Source organism: Pontimicrobium sp. MEBiC01747 (genome assembly GCF_053601635.1).
Genome location: NZ_JBSHNS010000613.1, coordinates 34,014 through 56,972, shown reverse-complemented (window position 1 = coordinate 56,972; position 22,959 = coordinate 34,014). Strand labels below are relative to the sequence as shown.

16 protein-coding genes are annotated in these 22,959 nt (G+C 31.1%); 10 read left to right on the top strand and 6 right to left on the bottom strand.

Annotation, left to right across the window (positions count from 1 at the left end):
* Positions 1–898 precede the first annotated feature (898 nt).
* The 7 genes from ACVC2P_RS20775 to ACVC2P_RS20745 all read left to right on the top strand — a co-directional run bounded on the left by ACVC2P_RS20775 (position 899) and on the right by ACVC2P_RS20745 (position 10,349).
* The gene (locus ACVC2P_RS20775) at positions 899–1,312 is read left to right on the top strand and encodes a response regulator (protein WP_452600350.1); all 414 of its coding nucleotides are present in this window, start codon (positions 899–901) and stop codon (positions 1,310–1,312) included.
* A 1-nt stretch (position 1,313) separates the two neighbouring features.
* The gene (locus ACVC2P_RS20770) at positions 1,314–1,853 is read left to right on the top strand and encodes a heme NO-binding domain-containing protein (RefSeq protein ID WP_452600349.1); all 540 of its coding nucleotides are present in this window, start codon (positions 1,314–1,316) and stop codon (positions 1,851–1,853) included.
* Positions 1,853–3,949, top strand: a complete 2,097-nt coding sequence (locus tag ACVC2P_RS20765; RefSeq protein WP_452600348.1) for a PAS domain-containing sensor histidine kinase — start codon at positions 1,853–1,855, stop codon at positions 3,947–3,949. The genes ACVC2P_RS20770 and ACVC2P_RS20765 overlap by 1 nt, the downstream gene beginning before the upstream one ends.
* Positions 3,950–3,954: 5 nt before the next feature.
* The gene (locus ACVC2P_RS20760) at positions 3,955–4,281 is read left to right on the top strand and encodes an Hpt domain-containing protein (RefSeq protein WP_452600347.1); all 327 of its coding nucleotides are present in this window, start codon (positions 3,955–3,957) and stop codon (positions 4,279–4,281) included.
* Between the two features lie 3 nt (positions 4,282–4,284).
* Complete coding sequence (locus ACVC2P_RS20755) at positions 4,285–4,995, top strand: LytR/AlgR family response regulator transcription factor (RefSeq protein WP_452600346.1); 711 nt, start codon at positions 4,285–4,287, stop codon at positions 4,993–4,995.
* A 414-nt stretch (positions 4,996–5,409) separates the two neighbouring features.
* Positions 5,410–8,019, top strand: a complete 2,610-nt coding sequence (locus ACVC2P_RS20750) for a DUF6923 family protein (RefSeq protein ID WP_452600345.1) — start codon at positions 5,410–5,412, stop codon at positions 8,017–8,019.
* Between the two features lie 179 nt (positions 8,020–8,198).
* Positions 8,199–10,349, top strand: a complete 2,151-nt coding sequence (locus ACVC2P_RS20745) for a hypothetical protein (RefSeq protein WP_452600344.1) — start codon at positions 8,199–8,201, stop codon at positions 10,347–10,349.
* A 4-nt stretch (positions 10,350–10,353) separates the two neighbouring features.
* Here ACVC2P_RS20745 and ACVC2P_RS20740 read toward each other — a convergent pair whose 3' ends face one another.
* On the bottom strand, positions 10,354–12,408 hold the full coding sequence (locus tag ACVC2P_RS20740; RefSeq protein ID WP_452600352.1) for a tetratricopeptide repeat protein: 2,055 nt from the start codon (positions 12,406–12,408) through the stop codon (positions 10,354–10,356).
* 151 nt (positions 12,409–12,559) lie between these two features.
* On the opposite strand from ACVC2P_RS20740, the gene ACVC2P_RS20735 reads away from it, so the two are divergent.
* Both ACVC2P_RS20735 and ACVC2P_RS20730 read left to right on the top strand, forming a co-directional pair.
* On the top strand, positions 12,560–12,838 hold the full coding sequence (locus ACVC2P_RS20735) for an STAS domain-containing protein (RefSeq protein WP_452600343.1): 279 nt from the start codon (positions 12,560–12,562) through the stop codon (positions 12,836–12,838).
* Between the two features lie 28 nt (positions 12,839–12,866).
* A complete protein-coding gene (locus ACVC2P_RS20730; protein ID WP_452600342.1) occupies positions 12,867–14,108 on the top strand; it encodes an oligosaccharide flippase family protein in 1,242 nt (413 codons plus the stop codon).
* A gap of 40 nt (positions 14,109–14,148) precedes the next feature.
* Here the strand turns inward: ACVC2P_RS20730 and ACVC2P_RS20725 are convergent, their stop codons facing one another.
* Both ACVC2P_RS20725 and ACVC2P_RS20720 read right to left on the bottom strand, forming a co-directional pair.
* Positions 14,149–14,790: a nucleotidyl transferase AbiEii/AbiGii toxin family protein gene (locus tag ACVC2P_RS20725; protein WP_452600341.1), complete on the bottom strand. Its 642-nt coding sequence runs from the start codon at positions 14,788–14,790 to the stop codon at positions 14,149–14,151.
* On the bottom strand, positions 14,790–15,299 hold the full coding sequence (locus ACVC2P_RS20720; protein WP_452600340.1) for a HigA family addiction module antitoxin: 510 nt from the start codon (positions 15,297–15,299) through the stop codon (positions 14,790–14,792). Before ACVC2P_RS20720 ends, ACVC2P_RS20725 begins: the two co-directional genes overlap by 1 nt.
* A gap of 466 nt (positions 15,300–15,765) precedes the next feature.
* Here ACVC2P_RS20720 and ACVC2P_RS20715 point away from each other — a divergent pair, with 466 nt between their 5' ends.
* Complete coding sequence (locus ACVC2P_RS20715; RefSeq protein ID WP_452600339.1) at positions 15,766–16,968, top strand: glycosyltransferase; 1,203 nt, start codon at positions 15,766–15,768, stop codon at positions 16,966–16,968.
* Positions 16,969–17,134: 166 nt separating this feature from the next.
* Here ACVC2P_RS20715 and ACVC2P_RS20710 read toward each other — a convergent pair whose 3' ends face one another.
* From ACVC2P_RS20710 to ACVC2P_RS20700, 3 genes are read right to left on the bottom strand one after another with little or no spacing between them, the layout of a single operon-like run.
* Entirely contained in the window at positions 17,135–18,658 is a 1,524-nt protein-coding gene (locus ACVC2P_RS20710; RefSeq protein ID WP_452600338.1) for a glycoside hydrolase family 2 TIM barrel-domain containing protein, read from the bottom strand.
* Positions 18,651–19,853: a hypothetical protein gene (locus tag ACVC2P_RS20705; RefSeq protein WP_452600337.1), complete on the bottom strand. Its 1,203-nt coding sequence runs from the start codon at positions 19,851–19,853 to the stop codon at positions 18,651–18,653. The genes ACVC2P_RS20710 and ACVC2P_RS20705 overlap by 8 nt, the downstream gene beginning before the upstream one ends.
* Entirely contained in the window at positions 19,853–22,942 is a 3,090-nt protein-coding gene (locus tag ACVC2P_RS20700; RefSeq protein ID WP_452600336.1) for a hypothetical protein, read from the bottom strand. Before ACVC2P_RS20700 ends, ACVC2P_RS20705 begins: the two co-directional genes overlap by 1 nt.
* Between the last annotated feature and the right edge of the window lie 17 nt (positions 22,943–22,959).

The window sequence follows — 22,959 nt, the reverse complement described above, 5'->3', positions numbered from 1 at the left end:
CCCTTTTTCAAACCCTTTTTTACAAGTTTCATGAAACAATGGTAATAAAACGCCTGTTTTAGTAATAGTATCGAAAGGTAGTGTCATAAAAATACCATTATAAATTTGGTATTTAGAGAGTACATTTTGGTTAAACCGCGTTAATTTAGGTTGTGTTGCCATAAGCTTATAATTTAGTATTAAAAATACTAAAGGTTTGCTAGATGTAACTACTAATACTTCTCTTTTTGCGAATAATAGTATTATAAACGATATTACTAATAAACTATTTTAAGGTTTTCACCATGAGGCCTCTATGTCTTTTAAATGTTATGCGATGCTTAAACAAGTTCAGTATGACGTTATAAATAGTATTATAATACAAAACGAACAACCAGATAAACTATACGCTAATTTTAAATTCTTATAAAGGAACGTTTGGCTAATATTAATAAAGTGTGTTTTATTTGTTTGATATTTAACGTGTTACGTAAGTGATAGATGCTTGAAAAAGACTACAAATTAAGTATTTTATCGATTTTATATGCATTTCATCGTGTTGATTGATTTTTCTAAGACCAAAAAAATATAATAATTGGTATTGCAATTACCTTTGTATCAATAAGTTTTCATAATAAATAAATTAATAGTAAGTATAACGATTAAAAGGCTTTTTGTCCCAAATTAAAAGCTTACATAATTTTAGATGTTTTTTTGATTTTGAATTGATTTTAAGTTAAAACCCTTCTATCCCCAGAAGGGTTTTTTAGCTTAAAAAGGTGTACTAGAATAAGTGTAAAAAACCATTCGTCGACACTTAAACGTTATTCATCGACACTTAAAACGGATTAAACGAAACAATCTACAAGCTCTGTAGTATTATATTACTTTCATAAATTAAATTCATTAAACCCTTACAATGAAATCAATTCTAAACATTCTTTTAATAGAAGATGATACTATCGAAATTATGAAATTGAACAGATCAATTTCAACTTTAAAATTAAACCATAATATTATAGAGGCTAGAAATGGTGAAGATGCTTTAAAAATTTTAGAGCAAAAAGAATTGCTACCTGATATTATTTTATTAGATTTAAATATGCCAAAAATTAATGGCATTGAATTTCTATCTATTTTAAAGAAAGATAGCCTATTAAAACACATCCCTACAATAGTGTTGACGACATCTAATAACCAAAAAGACTTATTAGAGTGTTATAAAATAGGAATAGCAGGTTATGTATTAAAACCACTACGATATGATGATTATGTTTCTAAAATAGAAACACTTTTATCGTATTGGAGTATAAACGAATTAACAACAACATAATATGAAAGGTATAGTTTTTACTGAGTTTTTAGATCTTGTGGAAGACAAATTTGGGTTAGAAATGGTAGATAATATTATTAATAACTCTCAATTAGAATCTGGAGGAGTTTATACATCGGTTGGTACCTACAAGTTTTCAGAAATGTTACAATTATTACAACATTTAAGTGAAAATACTAACATTTCTATTGATGATTTGTTATTAGTTTATGCAGAACATTTTTTTGGTGTTTTAAAAGACAGTTATCCAGAGTTATTAGCAACCTATAAAGACCCAATAGAAATGTTGTCGTCCATAGAAAACCATATACATGTTGAGGTACGTAAAATATACCCAGATGCAGAATTACCAACATTTGTTGTAGAGAGCAAAACAGAGAATTCATTAATAATGATATATAAATCTAGTAGAGCAATGCACCATTTTGGCTTAGGATTAATGAATAAAACGTTCGAACACTTTAACTCGACTGCAACCATTACTCTAGAAAATATAAAAGAAGATGGAACCGAAGTAAAATTTATTATTAATAAAAATTAATGAGTCAAAATCAAATTGACATACTTCAACGCGCTTTAAAGCGTGAAAAACTTGCTAGGAAACAAGCTGAGAAAATTCTGGAAGAAAAATCATTACAACTCTACAATACAGCTGAAGAACTAAAACACGCTAATGAGAAATTAGAAGGACTTTTAGATGAAAAAACCGCACAATTGCAAGGCATCTTTGAGAATATTAACGATGCCTATCTTGTTATGGATTTAAAAGGCAATGCTATTAAAATGAATGATGCCGCTGTAGACCTCTTTGGCTATGATATAACCAAAGAAGCAGTTAATGTTATAAGCCTAGTCTATAAAGAAGATTATGCGTATGCTATGGAGTCCTTTATAGAGCTAACAGATAAAGGCTATTTTTCTGATTATACTGCACGAGTATATACAAAACAAAAAGAAGTAAAATGGGTGCATATTAATGCTAGTATTGTATACGATAAACAAAAACAACCTATTGCTGCGCAAGGCATAATAAGAGACATAACAGAATCTAAATATACAGCAGAGTTAATAGAAGAACAAAAAACACAACTAGATATTATTGTAGAAAATGCACCATTTGGTATAGCATTAACCCAATTTGGTAAAATAGTAAAAACAAATAAAGCATTTCAGTACTCCTTAGGCTATACAGAAGAAGAACTAACTAATATAACTGTAAAAGATATTTCTGTTCCCGAAGATTTTCCTGAGTCTAAAATTCATATCGACAAAATGGATGCAGGAGAGATAGACAATTTTGTTGTAGACAAACGCTACAGGAAAAAAAATGGTTCTAGAATATGGGCAAAAACAAGCGTTAATGCAGTTAGAGATCAATTAGGAAAAATAAAATATCAAGTAGCTTTAATAGAAGATATCACCTCCCAAAGAGAAAAAGCTCTCATTATTAATATGATTAATGAAGTAGCGAAATCTGTCTTAGGGAAAATGAATATTTATGAAATAGCATGGGAAATAGTAAATAGTATCGCTAAGTTTTTAGGTACCGAAGATTGTGTAATTTATTTAGTAAACACAAGACAAAAAACCATGGAACAAATAGCCGCTTATGGCGACAAGGTTAAAAAAGGTAACGAAATAGTAAATACCATAGTATTACCTTTAGGAGAAGGCATAGTTGGTAGAGTCGCAAAAACAGGAGTGGCAGAAATTATAAATGACACCTCTAAAGATAAAGCATATATAGTAGATGGAGAACACCGTTATTCAGAAATAACAATCCCAATTTTAAACAATGGAGAGGTCATAGGTATTATAGATGCAGAACATAAACACAAAAACTACTTTAATACACAACATTTAAAAACCATAGAAAATATTGCTAGCTTGGTCGCCATGCAGTTAAAAAGTGCTATTAATTTACGAGCACGTGAAAAAGTAGAAGCTAAAAATGATGAGTTGTTAGTAGCATTGGCAAAAAGTAATGAAGAACTACAAGAATATGCACACATTGTATCTCATGATTTAAAATCACCGTTGCGAAGCATTAATGCATTAACAGCTTGGATAAAAGAAGATAACAAAGGGCAGTTGGATGATACGAGTCTTCAAAATTTCGAACTTATAGAAACCACTTTAGAAAAAATGGAGCAACTTATTACAGATATTTTAGAATACTCTAGTGTAGGTGCTAATGACTCCGATGCGCAAGATGTTAATTTAAATGAACTTGTAGAAGAGTTAAAACAAGTGCTATTTGTACCAGAACATATTTCTATACACACATTAAAAACATTACCAAAAATAAAAGGCGATAAAACGAAGTTAAAACAAGTGTTTCAAAACCTAATAAGCAATGCAATAAAGTTTAACGATAAAGCAAAAGGCCTTATAGAAATAGATTATTTAGAACACAAATCGCACTATCAATTTTCTGTAAAAGATAATGGTGTGGGGATAGAGCAAAAGTACCATGATAAAATTTTTAAAATTTTTCATGCCTTAAATAAAAGCAAAGACTCTACAGGCATAGGCTTATCTATAGTAAAAAAAATAGTGGATTTATACCACGGTAAAATTTGGGTAGAATCGCAATTAAAAGAGGGAACAACATTTTATTTTACAATTAAAAAATAAATGCAATGGAACACCCCAATTTAAATTATATAAAACAATTATCTGGAGGAGACGACGCATTCGAAGCTAAATTGATTAGCGTAATACAATTAGAATTTCCTGAAGAAAAAGAAATCTATTTTAAAAATATAGCTAAAAAAAAATATAAAGAAACCGCCGAAAATGTACATAAAATTAAGCATAAAATTAGTATTTTAGGACTAGAGAAAAGTTATGAAATCGCTGTTAAATACGAAGAAAACCTTAAAGAAAACAGTACTGTTTTAAAAGAGGAATTTGATAGTATTTTAAAACACATAACACAATACCTAACTACGCTACAATCTAACTAACCTATGAACTGCATTATTATAGACGACGAAACCACGGCAAGATTAATTATAAACCAATTATGCTCGCAAATAGACAACCTAAATGTTGTAGCAGAGTTTCCTAACGCTATTAAAGCTATAAAGTATTTAAATCAAAACGAAATCGATTTAATTTTTTTAGACATACACATGCCAGATTTTACAGGGTTCGATTTTATTCAAACCTTAAAAAATCCACCAAAAATAATACTAACAACATCCGATTCTAATTTCGCAATAGAAGCTTTCGAGTACGATTGTATTGTAGATTATTTAGTAAAACCTATAGTGTTTCCAAGATTTGAAAAAGCAATAAAAAAAGCAGAAAAAGCTGCTGTAGAAACTGCAAAAGCACTATCAAAAGAAGCTTCGGAAACAACTTCGGGGAATGATTTATATATAAATATAGACAGACGATTAATAAAATTAGACATTCCAAGTATTTACCTTATAGAAGCAAAAGGCGATTATATACATGTAAAAACTGAAGATAAAAATTACACAGTACATTCTACCTTAAAGAAAATAGAGGAAAAATTACCTAAAGATATTTTTTTAAAAGTACACCGGTCGTACATTATAAATGTTAGCAAAATTATTGATATAGAGGATAATAGCGTGCTTATAAAAAAAGATGTAGTACCAGTGAGCCGCTCTAACAGACCAGAATTAATGCAACGGTTAAACCTATTGTAGTATTTTGTCGGTTATTTAAGCATTTTATCGTATTTAGGTGGTTTTTAAATTTTAAAATCTCTGTAAGGCTTGTCGTGTAACTACCTTTGTATCAGTATTTTTCCCTAAGGATGAAATTAATTAATAGCTTAGATTAGGCAAAGCGAAAACGCTTTGCCTTTTCTTTTTTAGCTCAAATTCACAAGTCGATTTTTATAGAATACAATAAAGAGATTTAAACGTTCGGTTTTCATTTCTAAGAAAACTAGAATCCACTTTTTCTAGTTTATCTTTTAAGAGCGTATTAAATACCAAAAAACCATTCATCGACACTTAAAAGGTATTCAACTAAGCGAAAACTATAGCAATCGAAAAGTCCAGAAAATAAGAGTATTACAAACTAGTTTTGTCTCTATAACATAAACTAGAAACATTATGACTTGTAAAAACTACTCTTACAAAACAAGCTTTATATTACTTGTTTTCTTTCTATTAAGTAATAGAACAACAGCTCAAGATATCCCTTTTAATTGCGACTACAATGCCTATTTATTTCAACATAATGATGTGTATGCAATAGATTTAGCTTCAGGAAACGCTTTTGTAGTTGTAGAAAATGTAACACCAGGCAACATTAACGCAGCAGCATACAATCCAGCAGATGGTTTTATTTGGGGGTCGTTAAGTTCACCAGCTAAAACAATAGTACGTATTGGTAAAGACTTTTCTACTGTTCAATTTTATATAGACGAGTTACCAACCTCTAATAGATATATAGGAGATGTAAGCAGCGCAGGTGTTTACTATTTAAAAGGTAGTGGAACAACATACTATAAAATTAACGTAGATCCAGAATCTGCTAATTACGCGCAGCATATGGCAACAGAAACATTATCACAAAATATAAATATACACGATTGGGCATTTAATGCAGTAGATGGTCAATTATATACAGTAGAAAAAAACACAAATATTTTATATAGAATTAATGCAGAAACTAGCGAAGTTGTAAGTCTGGGAGAAGTACCAATATTATCGGGATTAAATTATACTTATGGCGCTGTATATTTTGATGCTTCAGGACGTTTTTATGTCTCTGCCAACCAAACCGGAACTATTTATGTTATTCAAAATGTGCAAGACTTAAACGGAAGTAATGCCATAAACTCTAACCTTTTTGCTTTTGGGCCATCTAGTTCAAGTAACGATGGCGCAAGATGCCCAACTGCACCAGTACCACAAGAAATATGCGATAATGGAATAGATGATGATGGCGATGGCTTAATAGATTGCGATGATCCTTCGTGTTCTGGAGTAGAAGCTTGCCCTACAATTGCTGCGCCAACCTCAGGAGCTAACGATGGTGGATTGGAAAGTAACAATAGACTGTCTGAATTAATAAATAAGCGTAATTTTAACAGAGCAAAAACCAGTTATAAATTTAACAGAGCAACAGCCAATCGTTTTGTAAAACCAACAAATTATGGTTACAGAACGGCTAATACTAACATTCAATTAACAGATTTAATACCTGTAAATGCTATTAATGAAGATTATATTATAGAATCTTCGCCATTAGATTTAGTAAACATTACCAATGCTACCGAATTATATGCTGTAGATTACATGGAAAATGACGAAGCAGTTGCTTCCATACTAGCATTAAAAACCGAAAATGGTGTATACGAACACACTAAATACATTTGCGACAGACTTTTAGGCGCACAATTAATTTCGGTATCTACAATAGATATTGGCGGACAAGAGTTTATAAAATCGATTATTAAAAATGCAGACGGCTCTATGGAGTTTGTGCTTAGCCTTTCGGCAAAAACAATACAAAACGATGAAGCCTTTGAAATAGAAAGCCACTGGAATTTAGATAAATATGAAGCAGGCGTTGCCTTTTATAACTTTCAAATTTGGGCCAACACCTTAGACGATTTATTATTATTAGCTGAAGAAGTTGTTAGTTTATTAAATGTGCAAAAACCAGTAACAGCATACAACAATTCTACACCACCAACTGTATTTGTTAGAAAAGGAGCATATACTAATGGTAAATTAGACTTACAAATTGTAAATACCAATGCGAGTGAAGCCGTTACTTTCGATGCAGGGCTGAGAGCTACAGAAACAAGCGAGATAGAGTACGTAACATCGTCATTAAACTTAGAAGCTAATTATATTACAAATCTAGAAGTAGATACAGGTAATTTATTCGATGTTGGTTTTAGAATAGGAGATGGTATACAAACACCAGACGATTTATTTATGTCCGATGGCCCATGGGGAATTGATGATGCAGCAGAAAGTACTAATGTTACAGACTATAGTATTTTACCAAACGAAACAGACTTTTCAGACAATGTATTTGGTATAGAACGTAACTTAAATTTAACCGCAGATACAAACGAATATGTTGCTGCCTACAGAGCATTAACACCACGATTTAAAGCAGTAGATTTATCTAACTACGACACCTTCATGTTTACAGGGCAAGGCACAGGAACATTAAATATACGATTTGTAAAACAAAGCATTAACAACTGGGAAGAACAATACAAAGCTACAGTAACATTAACCGAAAACCCACAAGATTATATAATAGCTTACAATGATTTTACCTCTACAAATGGAGAACCTTTAAACCTAAACGATGTAGTAACCATAGTCTTTACAATGGTCGCCGAAAACGGAACCACAGAAACTAAAACCATGCAATTAGAAAACATTGGTTTTACCAATAAAAACACATTGTCTGTTGAAACGTTTGAAGCCGAAGATGCTATAAAGCAACCCATAGCCATACCGAATCCAATGGTAAACGGAACCACTATTTATTTTAGCGCACCAAAAGCAGAAACAGGAACACTATTACTTTACAACCAAATAGGAAAGTTAGTAAAGCAAGAAGCTATAAACATGATAAAAGGGAATAACGAAGTACAGTTAGAACGTGGCACATTACCGTCTGGATTATATTTCTATAGTATAAAAAGCGGAATTACAAATTATAAAACTGCAAAAATAATAATACGATGAATGTTTGATTAATAGCAGGTTATTTTTTAACCTTAAGGCAGAAGAGTTGAGGGGCTCTTTTGCCTTTTTTTGTTTTAGAATATATGAACAAGATTTTTAAAGATAACTTATTTTACTAATCATTAAGTCTTTAAAGTTAAATTGAGTAAATTGGCTACTCAATTTTCATAGGGTAAAGAATGAATATAGGGGAAAACAGTTATATACAAGGAGAAGGTGTTTATTATCAAGGTGTTTTAAGAGATGTAAGAAAATCTAAAATATCTCTACAACCTGTATATGAAGGATTCACTAACGCGTTTGAGTCTATTAGAATTAAAAGGAAAGAAATTAAGGATTTTAAAGGTGAAATTAGTATAAAAATATATTCAACACAAAATACTGATGAAACTTTAACTTTTTCAAAATTGCAAATTAGGGATAATGGCATTGGTTTTAATGAATTAGAATTTAAGAGGTTTAATACTTATAAAGACTTTACGAAAGGATTTAAAAATTTAGGATCTGGAAGAATTCAATTTGCTCATCATTTTGACAAAACTAATTTTACAAGTGTTTATTTAACAGATGAGAGGAAAACCAGAAAGAGAAAATTTACGGTATCAAAATCACAGGCTTTTATAGATAATAACTCAATAACCTTCCATGAATCTGATATTGAAATTCCCGCTGAAAATACAGGCACAGTAGTTACTTTTAATGGTTTGTTAGACCCTTCTAGTAATATATATCATGCTTTAGACCATATTAAATTGAAGGAAAGTTTACTTCAAAAGTATATCCAATACTTTTGTTTAAACAAAGAATCTCTTCCTGAAATAAAAATTGAACATTTTCTTTTTGAAGAAAGTCAAGGTATTTCAAGTATTGATATGAGTGACATACCAGAAATAGATAAGACACAAAATATATTTCTTAATTATTCTAGACTTTCTGATAATGCTAATGATATAGAAAAGACCGATAAAACAGAAGAGTTTACAATTAATGCATTTAAGATGCATAAGTCAACCTTAAAAGAGAATAGTATTAAATTTACTAGCAAAAATGAAGTTATTGAACAGATTGAAATAGATTTAGACTTGCTTTCAAAAGATGAAGTAATTGAAAATAACCATTTTTTATTTTTAGTTTCAGGAGACTATTTTGACAACAAGGATTCTAATGAAAGAGGAGAGCTTAATATTCCTGATTTAGAGCAATTTTCAAAAAATATTAATCTTTTTGAAGAAGAAGAGATTATTCTTGATGATTTAAAATTACAAATTAATGATTCTATATTATCTCTATATCCAGAGATTAAAAAAGTGAAGGAAGAACATGAAAATAATTATCAAAAATTAAAAGAAATGTTTCTGCTTGATGATAATGATGAAGGTTCTATAAAAATATCTGTTAACGATTCTGAGAAAAAAATTCTAGAAAAATTTTACTCAGCAGAAGCAAAAAGGAAAGCAAATATAGATGCTAATATTAAAAATAGTATAGATAGGTTAAACTCTCTTGATACAACTTCGGAAGATTATATTAACGCTTTAGAATCAGAAATTGAAAAAATCACAAAAGTAATTCCTTTACAAAATAAGACAGATTTGACTCATTATGTTGCTAGAAGAAAATTAGTTTTAGAGCTTTTTTCTAAAATAATAGATAAAAAACTATTGGTGCAAAATGATGGTTCAAGGAATAAGGATGAAGCATTATTACATAACTTAATTTTTCAACAAAATTCAAGCTCTCCTGAGATAAGTGATTTGTGGCTCATAAATGAGGATTTTATATATTTTAAAGGTACTTCTGAATCAACATTATCAGATGTAAAGATTGATGGAGAGAAGCTAATAAAGGAAACATTATCGGATGAAGAAGAGGAGTTTCGAGTTTCATTAGGAGAAAATAGGTTAGGTAAACGACCTGATATTTTATTATTTCCAATGGAATCTAAGTGTATTATTCTCGAGTTCAAAAATCCAGATATTAGTGTTTCTGACCATTTAAATCAAATAAATAACTATGCTACTTTATTACGCAATTATACTAATGATAAGTTTAAAATAGTAACATTTTATGGCTATTTAATTGGAGAAAAGATTAGTCCAAATGATGTTAGGGCTCATGATGCAGATTTCATACACGCTTATAACTTTGATTATTTATTCAGACCAGCGAAAAAAATTGCTGGAATGTTTAAAAATCAAAATCAAGATGGTAATTTATATACAGAAGTAATAAAGTATTCTACTTTATTATCAAGGGCAAAAATGAGAAATAAAGTATTTATTGATAAGCTTTTGAAAAACCCTGAGTCAATTATTGATGATGAAGATTAAATTCTTACTCCCTAAACCTAGGCTTATCCATCAAAAACCATTTAAAACGAATACCAATTTCGGTAAACCTGAAACCAGCGGCAGTAGCAGAAGCAATATTACTATGTGTACCATAAATATTTGCTAACGAGCGTTCGGATAATTTATAGCCTAGTTTTCCTTGAAAGCGATAAGTGCTTTGGCTGCTATTACCCTCAATGTATTGTAATCCAGTCGCAGCCGTCAATTGGTAAAACCACTCTTTAGGTTTAGCGCTTGCTTCATTTTTAATAAGCTCTGCAAACACTTCGGTGGCATTAAATTGCTCTGGGCTAAAATAAAGGGTTGGTACTTGATTTTTAAACGTAATATATTGGTAATTTACACCTGCTTTTAAACCCGGTTTGCTTAGAATATTATAGTACAATGAGGTAAAAAGTAAATTTCGGTTATTGTTATCGTTTTGTGCTGTAAAATAGTATTGGGTAAACCAGCCTAAATTAAAGTTAGTGCTTAAGTTATAATTGGCGTAAAAGTGATTTTGTACTATTTCACGATCTAGTAATTCGGCATTAAAATTTTGTAATTCACGTTTGTAACCCAAATCTAAAACTTGTAATTTAAATGGTTTTATATTAAAAGAAATATCGGTTAATAATTGCGTATAATTATTTGTATTGGCTTGAGCTCTAGTAACACCTAAAGTTCCTTTTGCGGTAATGTTTGGCAATAAGTGATAGGCTGCACCAAAACCAGCATCATGAGACGTTGCTTCAGCATTAGTAACTGCATTAGTTGTGTTTCTGTAATTATAATAACCCAATAATTTAAACTTAGTAGTTAAAGGATAATTAATTTGTGTTTGCAATGCAACCGCTTCGTTATCGCCATTATCAAAAGTATAGGCAACTTTTGTTTCTATAAACGGTGTAAACTGTTGGTTTAGTGTTTTTAGAAACTGCAACGCATCCTTTTGGTTTTTAAAAATTTGTAGTGTTTTATCCGCAGAAGCATAAGCGTCATCGAATAAACCAGCCGCTTTTTGGGCATTGGCTTTTCCTAAATTACCATCAAAAGACAAACTATCATTTTTTAAAATAGCATTGTAATTAGCAATACTTTCTTTAAAATTACTTTTGTAAATATTAAGTGTGGCTTGTAGCGATAATACCCAATTTTCATTAGGGAATTCTACTAGTAATGCATCGATTAGTCTTTCAGCAGTTTTATATTTTTTATTCCAAATTAAGGCTTGTATGTAACGTTCCTTTGTTTGGCTAATTACAGTTGTGTCAGTCTGTTTTTCAACACTAGAAAACGCTTTAGCGCTAAGTTGTAAAGCTGTTTTGTCTTCCCCTTTTAAATGCGAAACCAAAGCCAATCCGTTTAAAGCTGTAACAGTATCGGTTACAGCAATAGTTTGGTAAGTTGTTTTTGCTTTATCTAATGCATTTGTAATAAGGTAAATGTTAGCAATATTTAAAAGCGTGTCTTTATCGTCTTTAAAAAACGTTAGGTTGTTTTGTAGTAAACTTAAAGCTTTATCATACTCTTGGTTTTGCATGTATTGGTTGGCATACCCTAACTGTATGTATTTTTTAGAAGTTAATGCATTGACATTACCAGGTGATACAGCTAGTGCTTTAGTAACATATTCTAAAGCTTTATCATAACTCTTAAGATTAGACAATGTGTTTGCATAGCCTAAAAGCGCAGGGAAACTTGTATTGTTTTTTAAAACCAATGTTTTGTAATACTGTTTTGCTTCAGTATAGTTTGTATTCCAAAGTAGACTTTCGGCATAATTAAGTTGTATTTCAAAATCATTAGGGTAAGTGTCTAATAAGCTTGAAAAAATAGATACTGCTTGTGTTGCGTTTCCGTTTAAACCTACTGCTCTTCCATAGCATAACTTCGCAGTTTTATTATTGGGATAGTCTGCTAAAACAGATTTAAAAAAGATTTCTGCTTGATTGTATTTACCAGTTTCTAAATACGTAAATCCTTCTTGCATATTTTGAGTGTACCCCAAAAAGGCAATAAAAGTAAGGGCTAAGGTTATGGTGTGTTTTAATGTCATCATTGATTTTTAACTATATGCAAGTTAGTCAATAGAAGCGATTCATTCGTCTACAGTAAATGGCATCTCGCCGAAATTTGCCATAATAAAACAGCTTTAGTGATGATATTTGTAACAGAAACAATCACTAACACTTTTAAATTTTAATATTATGGCTTTACAAATCTTAGAACACAACGGAACATTTTACTTACAAGGAAACCTTAATGCAACAACATCTAGAGCATTTATTATTCATTTAGAACATAAAATAGAAACGGTTAAAGATGTTACAGTAAATATTGATAAGTTAACAGAAATAGATGCTAACGGTGTTGCCGCTTTTAAAACCTTGTTTGCAAGTGCATTAAAACAATACAAAGGCTTTTTTGTTACAGGTAACGGCTGCAAAGACATATACGAAGAATTCAATTATTACCAAGTGGCTTAATTGTAACCATAATAAACACCCTTTTAACATGACTATTAACACTAAAATATTAAAACAGACAATTACGCCAGAACACGTATTTATGTTAAGTGTTCTGGTTGTAAACGGCGGAAATTATTTATATAACCTTATTCTAGGACGCCTTTTAGGACCAGAAGCTTTTGCAGACGCTGCTGTTTTAATAACCTTTTTATTAGTGTTATCGTTTATGGCAATGACGTTTCAATTAGTAACTGCAAAATTCTCGGTACTTTTTGAAGCAGACGCTTTTACTAGTTTTATTTCTAGAATGTACAGAAATGCAGTAATTGTAGGCTTACTTTTAGGTATTGCTACTATTGTGTTTTCAAAACAATTACAAGAACTATTTAATACAGCGACATCTACATTATTTGTGGTCTTTGGCTTTGGGGTGCCGTTATACTTTTTAATGAGTGTAAATAGAGGAGTTTTTCAAGGTAAAAAAGCGTTTAAATCGTTATCTATTACCTACCAAACAGAAATGCTAAGTCGTTTATTAATAACGTTAGGGTTATTATATTTTCTAGACATTCCATCATCTACAGCAGTGGCTATTGGTATCTTGGTGTCTTTAGGTTTTGGACTCTTGTCTTTTAAAATGAAAAACTTTAAAATAACGACAATTAAAGCCACTTACAATACTAAGTTAGTCCGTAATTTTTTCGCTATAACGGCGTTTTACGAATTAACACAAATTATAATAAACAACAGCGATATTTTACTGGTAAAACACTATTTTGATGCTTACGATGCTGGTTTATATGCGGCTTTAGCTCTTATTGGACGTATTGTTTACTTTATAGCTTGGATGTTTGTTATGCTATTATTACCAACGGTAGTACAATTAAAAAAAGAAGGAAAGGCTACAGCGCCTATTTTGCTTAAATATGTGGGGTATATTTCTGCTATTGCTTCTGTAATTATATTAGGTTGTGCGTTATGCCCTAAACTGGTTATATCACTACTATTTGGTGAAGATTATTTAATAATGTCACCTTTATTATGGCAATATGCTTTAGCAACAGGCTTATTTGCTGTGTCTAATATTTTTGCATACTACTATTTATCTTTAGATCGTTATATTCCTGTGGTATTATCGGGCGTTTTCGGGCTACTACAAGTCGGGTTAATTATGGTTTTTCATAATAGTCTAGCTGAGGTTGTAACCATGCAAATTGTAGCTATGGTATTGTTGTTAATAGTACAATTAGCTTTCTTCTTTTTGGATTATTTTAGGATTAGGGATTAATTGTGTGAGGCTTGATTATACATTTCTTAGCAGATTGACTTTATTTCTTTACTAATTTTTCAAAATCTAACTTAATTAATTCCCATACTTTTTCTTTATAGCACTTTGGCGTAAAATCGTTATCTGCATTAGAAAAATCAATGACTTTAAGCAGTAGTTCTTCTTTGGAATAACCATATGGATTTCTTTTGAGATAAAAGTCAATCATTTGATTTAAGGTAAACGTTTCTAATAGTTCGTGTATATCCCAAAAATCTTTTTTTCGACCACCATTAGCGATGACTTCAAATTTCATTGCAGCAATTTCTTCAATACTCGAAAATCTAATATTTTGTTCCAGAATAACAGGAAAAACAAAAGGGTCGGTATAAAATAAATCCAATTTTACTAATTCATTTTTAGTATTACCAATAAAATAGGATTTACCCATTCCTACCAAATCAACTGATAATGAATCTACATAAGCAAACATTTCATTTAATTTAGTTTCTAGCATATAAAAATCTATACTGCCATACTCTGCATCTGTAAATAAATCGATATCTACTGATTCTCTATGACCTAATTGAAGACTTAATGCTGTGCCTCCAACAATTCTAAAATTATTAAATTCTTCAATTAACATTAATTGTTTAAGAGCATCCCACAGTAAATCGGAAACCGTATTTAAGTGTAAATCCATTATATTAAATTATGCTCTATAACATTTTTATCAAAAGACGGTAAATAACTTTTTGTCATTGATTTAATCTCTTTAGCGATAATCTTTTTTCCATAGAATGCAATGATTTCATTTATTTCAGCTGTATTTCCTCTTTCTAAAACTCTTTTTATAATCGCTTTTTTATTTTTATCCCAATCAATCGTATTAAAATCTGTATCCCAAAAAAGTATTCTCCTAATGTTATTGATATTAGGTGTTTTTTTTGTTTCAGAATCTGCTATTATTTTTACATCATAGCTTGCCTGTAGTAACATAAAGTAATCTATCTCGGTTTTAAATATTTTTGATAATTTAATTGAAAGACTTGGATTAATGTCTCTCCGTTTATTAAGAATAGCACTTATTGTTTGTTTGTGTTCACCAATAGCATTAGCTAATTCAGAACCTTTTAGATTTTTATGATCTAATGCCCACCTTAATAGAGTACCAGGATGTATGCCTTTAATTTTATTTAATTTGGGTAACATGATTTTTGCTATTTAATGTAAAAATATAAAAGATTTAAAAAGTAAACAAAAATGTTTACTAAAAATAAACGATATTGTTTACTAAAAATCAAAAGTTATACCAAAATTTACATCTATAAATGAGTTCTTTATTAAAGTTAATATAAATCCTTTAGCTGATAATTTAGAAATAGCTGGTTATACAAGCCTTTTTATTATTTAATATAGGTTAGGTTTTGGTAATGCTATCATCTAAAATATAATAATAGAAAATAAATGTTATAAAACGTTTTTATGCTTTTGTGTAAACCGTGCGATAAGTTATTGATGTAGTACCAGTTCCTAGATAGTCTATTTTTTAAATCAAAAACCAACACCACCTAAAGCAATTTGCAACTCGTCTACAGTAAATGGCAACTCACCTAAGTTGCTCCATTATAATGCATTAAAATCTTCAAATTTGTAATGTAATTAAAACATAACTATTATGAAATTAGCCATTGTAACCGCATATCCGCCTAGTAAAGTAACACTTAATGAATACGCTTTTCATTTAGTAAAACATTTTAGACAAAAGGAAGACATTACAGAGTTAATATTATTAACCGATGAAACACCACAGGCTAAAGATCTACCATTTACTAAAGGCAGTTGTAAAATTACGGTAAAACAATGCTGGAAGTTTAATAGTTATTTAAACCTTTACACTGTTACCAAAGCACTTAACCAAACACAACCAGATGCTGTTTTATTTAACTTACAATTCATGAAGTTTGGCGATAAAAAAGCAGCAGCAGCATTAGGCTTATTTTTACCTTTAGTTTGCAAATTAAAACGCATTCCAAATATTGTATTGTTACATAATATTTTAGAAGAAGTAGATTTAAAAAGTGCAGGGTTTACAGCAAACCCGATACTTAAAAAAATATACAATTATATAGGAACAACACTTACAAAAATAGTTTTACAAACCGATGTATTAGCTGTAACGATGCAAAAATATGTAACTATTTTAGAAGAAAAATACAATGCCAAAAACATAAAATTAATACCACATGGTACTTTCGAGGTTTCCGAAAAAGAGCCTGACTACACTTTACCAGATGGCCCATTACAGATTATGACGTTTGGAAAATTTGGAACCTATAAAAAAGTAGAGTCTATGATTGAAGCTGTAGAAAAAGTTAGAAAGTATACTGGTTTAGATTTAGAAATTGTAATTGCAGGAACAGACAACCCAAATGTACCAGGATATTTAGCAAAAGTACAAGAACAGTATAAACACGTTTCGCAATTGCGTTTTACAGGCTATGTAGAAGAACATGAAGTCTCTACATTATTTAACAATAGTGCGGTAGTGGTGTTTCCGTATACTTCTACAACAGGAAGTTCTGGAGTATTACACCAAGCAGGAAGTTATGGTAAAGCGGTAGTTATGCCAGACTTAGGAGATTTAGCTTTATTAGTAAAAGATGAAGGTTACAGAGGTGAATTTTTTGAACCAGAAAATGTAACAAGTTTAGCAAAAGCTATAGAAGCAATTATAACTAAAGACAGCTATAGAGTTGCTTTAGGTAAAGCAAATTATAAGGCAGCAACAGCTTTTCCAATGGAAAAAATAACAGATTTGTATTTAGAAGCTTTTGAAGCGATTAATGTAGAGAACTATAATAGTTTGTTAGCTCTGTAAAAAAGGTTCTCGATACAATTCTTCATGCTTCAGAAGCACTCGATTTAACTTTAATTTTTAATTGGTCGTCACTTCTAATGGAATTTATTTTTCAGGAATTTTGCATCGAGAAGAGCTTATTAAAAGCTATAAGTTATGTTATAGGTATAGAGTTGAAAGTATAAATCTACTCTTCCGAATTAGTAATAAATTCAAAAGCCATCTTTTTTGTCCCATCTATAGAAATAAACCCGAAATTTTTTTGAATATTTCTACGCCAAGGCAGTCTCCCTACGACTGCTTTTGGCACGTTATTAAAATCGTATAAGGTCCAAGACATATACGGAATGTTCTGTTGTTTAATAATAGCTTGCGCGGTTTTATGGTAGTCTGCTTGTGTTGCTTCCGAACTTCCAAAAAAGTTCCAAAACCCGCTGTAAGACGATATTCCAAACTCACTTAATACAATAGGTTTATTTGGAATGTTTTCTTTTAAGGTTGTAAAAGTCGCCTCTAAATCATCAAGTGATTCGTAATAATGAAATGATACAAAATCTACCTCGTCTTTTAAAATACTAGCGCTGTCACTATTAGACCAACCAATAGTTACTGGGTGATTAGGGTCTGCAGATTTTACAACTAGCAGCATTTGCTTTAACCAAGCAGTTACCAAAGAAGCATTACGAGATTCAAAATCTAAATTAGGTTCGTTTTTTATATCCCACGCTAAAATAGCGTGATGATTTTTCAAGGCAGACACAAGTGTTTCAGCATGTCGGTGTGTTAATGTCCAATCTAAAACCGAATAATCACCATAGAAATCGAACAGTGTAATGACCACTTTAAGTTGTTGTGCTTCGGCAGTGTCTAAAAGTTGTTTTAACTTTTCTAATTTTTCAGGATTAATATTTGCCTTTCCGAAGTCTTCGTATGGAACAAAAACTCGAATAGTGTTTAATCCAGTAGTTTTTATAATTTTAAAATCTTCAGCGATTGTTTCAATATTAAAACCCTTCCCAAAAACGTCCCAAGGTGTTTCTTTAGGATAATAATTAATGCCTTTTATTACTAAGTTGTTTATTGGTATTAAGGAGTTCTTTTCTTTGGTTATTTCGGTTTGCTGTTTTACCATGTGGCGAATACGCCAAAAACCGTCTTCTAATAATAAAACCACTTTATAAGTAGACGTTTCGGTAGTTTCTAAAAGTAATGTTTCTGTGTTATAAACACGCTTGTATTCTACAACATTACGGTCTGTGATAACGGCTAATTGTCCATCTTCGCTAAAAAACTCTAAAGTAGGATGATGCTCTAAAGAAGTAGACGCTATGGTAATACCTTCAGCACTATTAGTGGTTACTGTATTATAGATATTTTGTCTTGCATTACTAGTATAATAATCTTCAATGCCTTGTTTTGTGTTTGTCTTGTAGGCAATACTTTTAACATACCAAGCATCTAAATAATCATTTTCAATAGCCTTTAAGGTTTCACGATCCATTGGTCTTCCCTCATTATTTAAAGGAGTCCAATTTATTTTGGGTAAATACTGGTCTATTTTTTTAAGCTCAGTATGCAGCATAGTACTTCGGTCTGCTCCAGTATTTAAATAACTATATAATGCGCTAATACCGTAAACGCATACCGCAATAATAACAATATATGAACTTATTAAAACCCCTCGTAATATGTTTTTATTTATACTACTCATAGGTTATATTTTGAAGTGTTTTTTCTAACCCAGCAGTTGTAACCCTTATTGAGTAAATGCCCTGTTCTAGATTTAATTGTTTTAAATTGAAATTGGCATAACCAGCTTTAGATGGCTTTGTTGTAGAATATATTACCGTACCTTCTTTTACAATAGATAATGAAACTTGTAAACCATCTGGAATAAGTTGTGTCATAAAACTTTTAAGTGGGCCAACTGTAACCGTATTATTCTTAAAAGCAATATCGAAATCCGTAATAACCTGTTTGTAATTAAGTGTTATGCTATTGCTTTCGGCCATACCATTTACAAACGCCTGTATAGCCCATTGGGTTTTATAATCTGGATGAATTAAGCTAGCTGTAGCAATACCTTTTATAGTTGTACCGCTTGTTTTTAAATTATTTCCTTCTGAATTTGTTATTAAAAACTCAACATAGGTACCATCATTAACCACATTGTTGTAAGCGTCTTTTAGTATCGAGGTAGAAAACTGAGTGATTTGATTGCCATCGGCATAATCATGATGGCGTGTTGCAGAAATTGTAAAATTGGTAGGAGGTGCTGCTAAAATAGTAATATCATACTCTTTAGAGTCATTGCCTAAACAGTCTGTGGCTATTAAAATACGGCCTGTTTCGGGCTTAGAATAGATGTTTTTATAAGCTATAAAATTTTTAGTGTGTACAGTATCGTTTTCTTGAGAAGCTAAAAACCAATGTTTTATGTTTACAGGCGTATTCACTTGTAAAGGGTTATCTAAATCGTCTGTTGGGATAACAACTAACATAGCATAATCGGTTCCGCCAGCAGCAATACTTGGTGGTCCAATGTAGGTTTCCAGGCTATTTACTTTTGCTTTAGGAATAATCTCAAACTGTCCTGATAAGTTTTGATTAATAAGTTGCCAAAATACTACACCAGATTTATTGCCAATACTTTGCGGAATGTGATACTCCATAGTATTCTTTTTTAAAACTGGTTCAATTACTGTAGTACCATAACTGTGGGTACAATATAGGTTTGGAATTTCATTGTTAGATGCAGAAAACCGTAATATTATATTCTCGCCAGCTTTAAAGGAGCGTTCTTTAGATAGTAGCTCTATATTGGCATATTCTGTAAACTCTACTAAAGTAGCAGAAGACAATAGTAAAAGACCAAGTAGTAATATGTATAGTTGTTTAATACGCATTAGTTGGGGTTTCCTATGTAATTATTTAATTCAATTTTTATAAAACTATAGTTAGGGTGCGTTATGGGTTGCAATGTATTATAGGTGTGGTTTTTAATTCTATTACTTATTATTTTTGTTGCAATATCCCTATTTGGTAAGCCGTTTACAAAACAATTACTCATATCGTTAGAAATAATTTGTATTGGCATTGCTTTTAGCAATGTATAATTAAATTGTTGCTGTCGTTGTTGCCTAATACCGTCTTTTAAAAACAAATGATCTACCCAAAGCATTTGTTTGTGTTCGTTATAATAAGTAATTAAAAGTTGCGGTATGGTTACCTCTTCTACACCACTGTTAAATAAGGTACCGTTAATAGTTGTTTTATTTATATTAATAGCACTAAGCGTTGTTTTTTTGTATAAATCTGATCCCGATACGTTGCCAGCAACTTGAAGGTTAAATTTAGTAGGTTGCTCGCTAAACTCTACAGGTGTAAACTCGTCTGGATTAAATGTTTTAGGAATAGAGTCTTTGGTTTTAGACCATGCAATGCCTTCAAAATTAATTCTAAAAGCACTCGTTTCTTTGGGCATGAGTTTATGTTTTACAAGGTATTTTGCATTGTACGTGGCAAGAGACTTATTTGCACTGTTATATAATGTACCTTTTAAAACAACATCTGCTGGGGTATTATCTATATTCTGTATTTCTCCAATTATGGCATAGTGGTTATCGTATTTTACCAATGTTGCTTTTAGCACCTCTAGAACAGGTTGTTTTAATACATCCTCGTGGTGTGTTTGCTCACTAGTAATACGTCTGCGTCCTTGGTTGTAAAATGTTGTTGTATTATTACTGTACAGTTGGTCTGGAGGTAAATCTGTATCTAAATCGTCTGGCTGTAAATACCACTTGTTATAATGCTTAACGATAGTTTTATAGTCCGTTTTAGCAATCTTTTCTAGCGGTGTAATCCATTTAGTTTCTACTTTGGCAGTTGCTATGCTATCATTTTTATAAGTAATATCCGTGGTAATTGTTTCTAATTTAGCGTAAGAGCTCAATAGGCCATCGGTTACAGAAATCTCTAACATATATTGTGCAATAGATAATTCGCTATTAGGGTCTATAAGATTGTAAGCCTCTTCAAAAGCCTTAAAATCTAAAGCATCATAATAGGCTAGAACTGCATTTTCGGGTGCGCGTTGCGAATCGTTTTTTAAATAAAATATGTAGACTCCATAGCATACAATAACTGCAAGAATAACAGACCAAATATGTGTAATTTTTAAGAGTCCTTTTGAAAAACTATTGTACTGTGTTTTAAAATATAGATACTCAGGAATTGTCTTCACTTTTGTTTTTAAAGCACGAATCCATAACAGTTGAATATTTAAAACAAAAGCAATAAGTACAGTTAAAAACGGAACAACACCCCAAAGTATTTTTTGCCATCTAGAAACATCGTTTTTTGGTAATACCGAAGCTATTGGGGGAACATTTAATTTTTCCCATACTTGGATACCGTTTTCTAATTGTCGTAAACGTTGCCAGCCACAGAAATACAGAATAGGATCGTAAAACTTATCGTTAGAAAAAATGTATTTTAAGTTATATTTTTCTGGAACCGTTAAAAACTGTTGTAGCGAGCCAATGCCTTCAATACCCTTAAATTTAGAATTCTCTAAACGTTCGATAGCTCTGGTTGTTAACTCGGGCAAACGCCTTGCAGAATGGTAATTACCATCTACACTTAACGCGTTGGTTTGCGCCGCAAGCCATGCCATTTGGTCGCCAAACCCTAGAGTTAAATAGCGCCATTGGTCATGTTGATCTTGATTTAAAAAATTAACAATAGGGAGCATTTTAATTTTCTGAGGTTGAGAGGGCCTAAAGTATCCTAAACTCATTGTAAAAATCGTCATGAATATAAATAGCCCTGCTAAAACGCCAACAATAATACGATGATATATAGCTCCAAACTTTTGCTGTATTCGGGTTTTTAAATCAGTTTCAATAAAACGATAGGCAAATTCTCCAAATAGTGGTAATGCCATTATAGAAGCCCAAAGTGTAAAACGGTCTAAAGTTAAAATATTAAAAGCTGTATCCCCTAAAATAAGCTTTGGTATTGGTGTTGTACCTCCAGTTCCTAAAACAGTTAATAAGGTAAAGGACAACCCAAAAAACAAATAGCGTTTACTATAGTATCTGTAAAAAAAGTAAGGCAATAAAACCAATAAAATACCCCAAGGAATTAAAAAGAAAACCAAACCAGATGAGGTAACTTCCAGAAAACTATCACGAGAGCCATGAGGAATAGGCACTTGTGTTATAGGGTTATTTTTAGAATTAATCCAATACGGTAAAATACAACCTATAATAATAACTAACGAGAGCATTCCAAAACCAACAATGCGCTTAAACAACTTAAAAAAGGAGCTTAAAAATACTTTAAAAGTTACCGCTTTCATTGTACCCACTTTCTCTTTAGAGGCATCCATAATAACCATACCTATTAATGGGAAAATAAAAAAGACCATTCCAAAAATAGGAGTTACATGATGCGAACAAACTGTTACAGCTATTAAAGACAGAGATGTTAATAAATAACGGTATTTTCCTGTTTTTAACCATAAATAAATTTCTGGTAACGCATGCATTAATACCGAAATCCCTATAATACTTGGTAATTGTCCAAACACATGCAAGGTTTCTACAAACGAGGATGATAATACCGCAAGTATAGCCGCATAACCAGCAGCGGTTCTATTAGCTGTAATAAGTATAGAAAACCGATAGACTCCAGTAATAAATAAGAGAATACTTATTAAGGCTACAGTAAATAGTCCAAATTTTAAACCACCAATAAAAGAAAAAGCAGCAATAGCTTGGTGAACTAATGGCGGGTAGCTCATAACCGTAAAACCAGTATACCATTTATAGTTCCAAGGTTCAAACCAGCTATTAGCATAATGATCTGCAAAAAAGAGGTGTATTAGTGCATCGTATGTGGTTTCTAATGTAAAAAAAATAGACGTACCATGAAATGCAATACCAATAAGTAAAGCCGCTATTAAATATTTATTTGATGTTTTAGGCATTAATAAAGAGTCCTGTT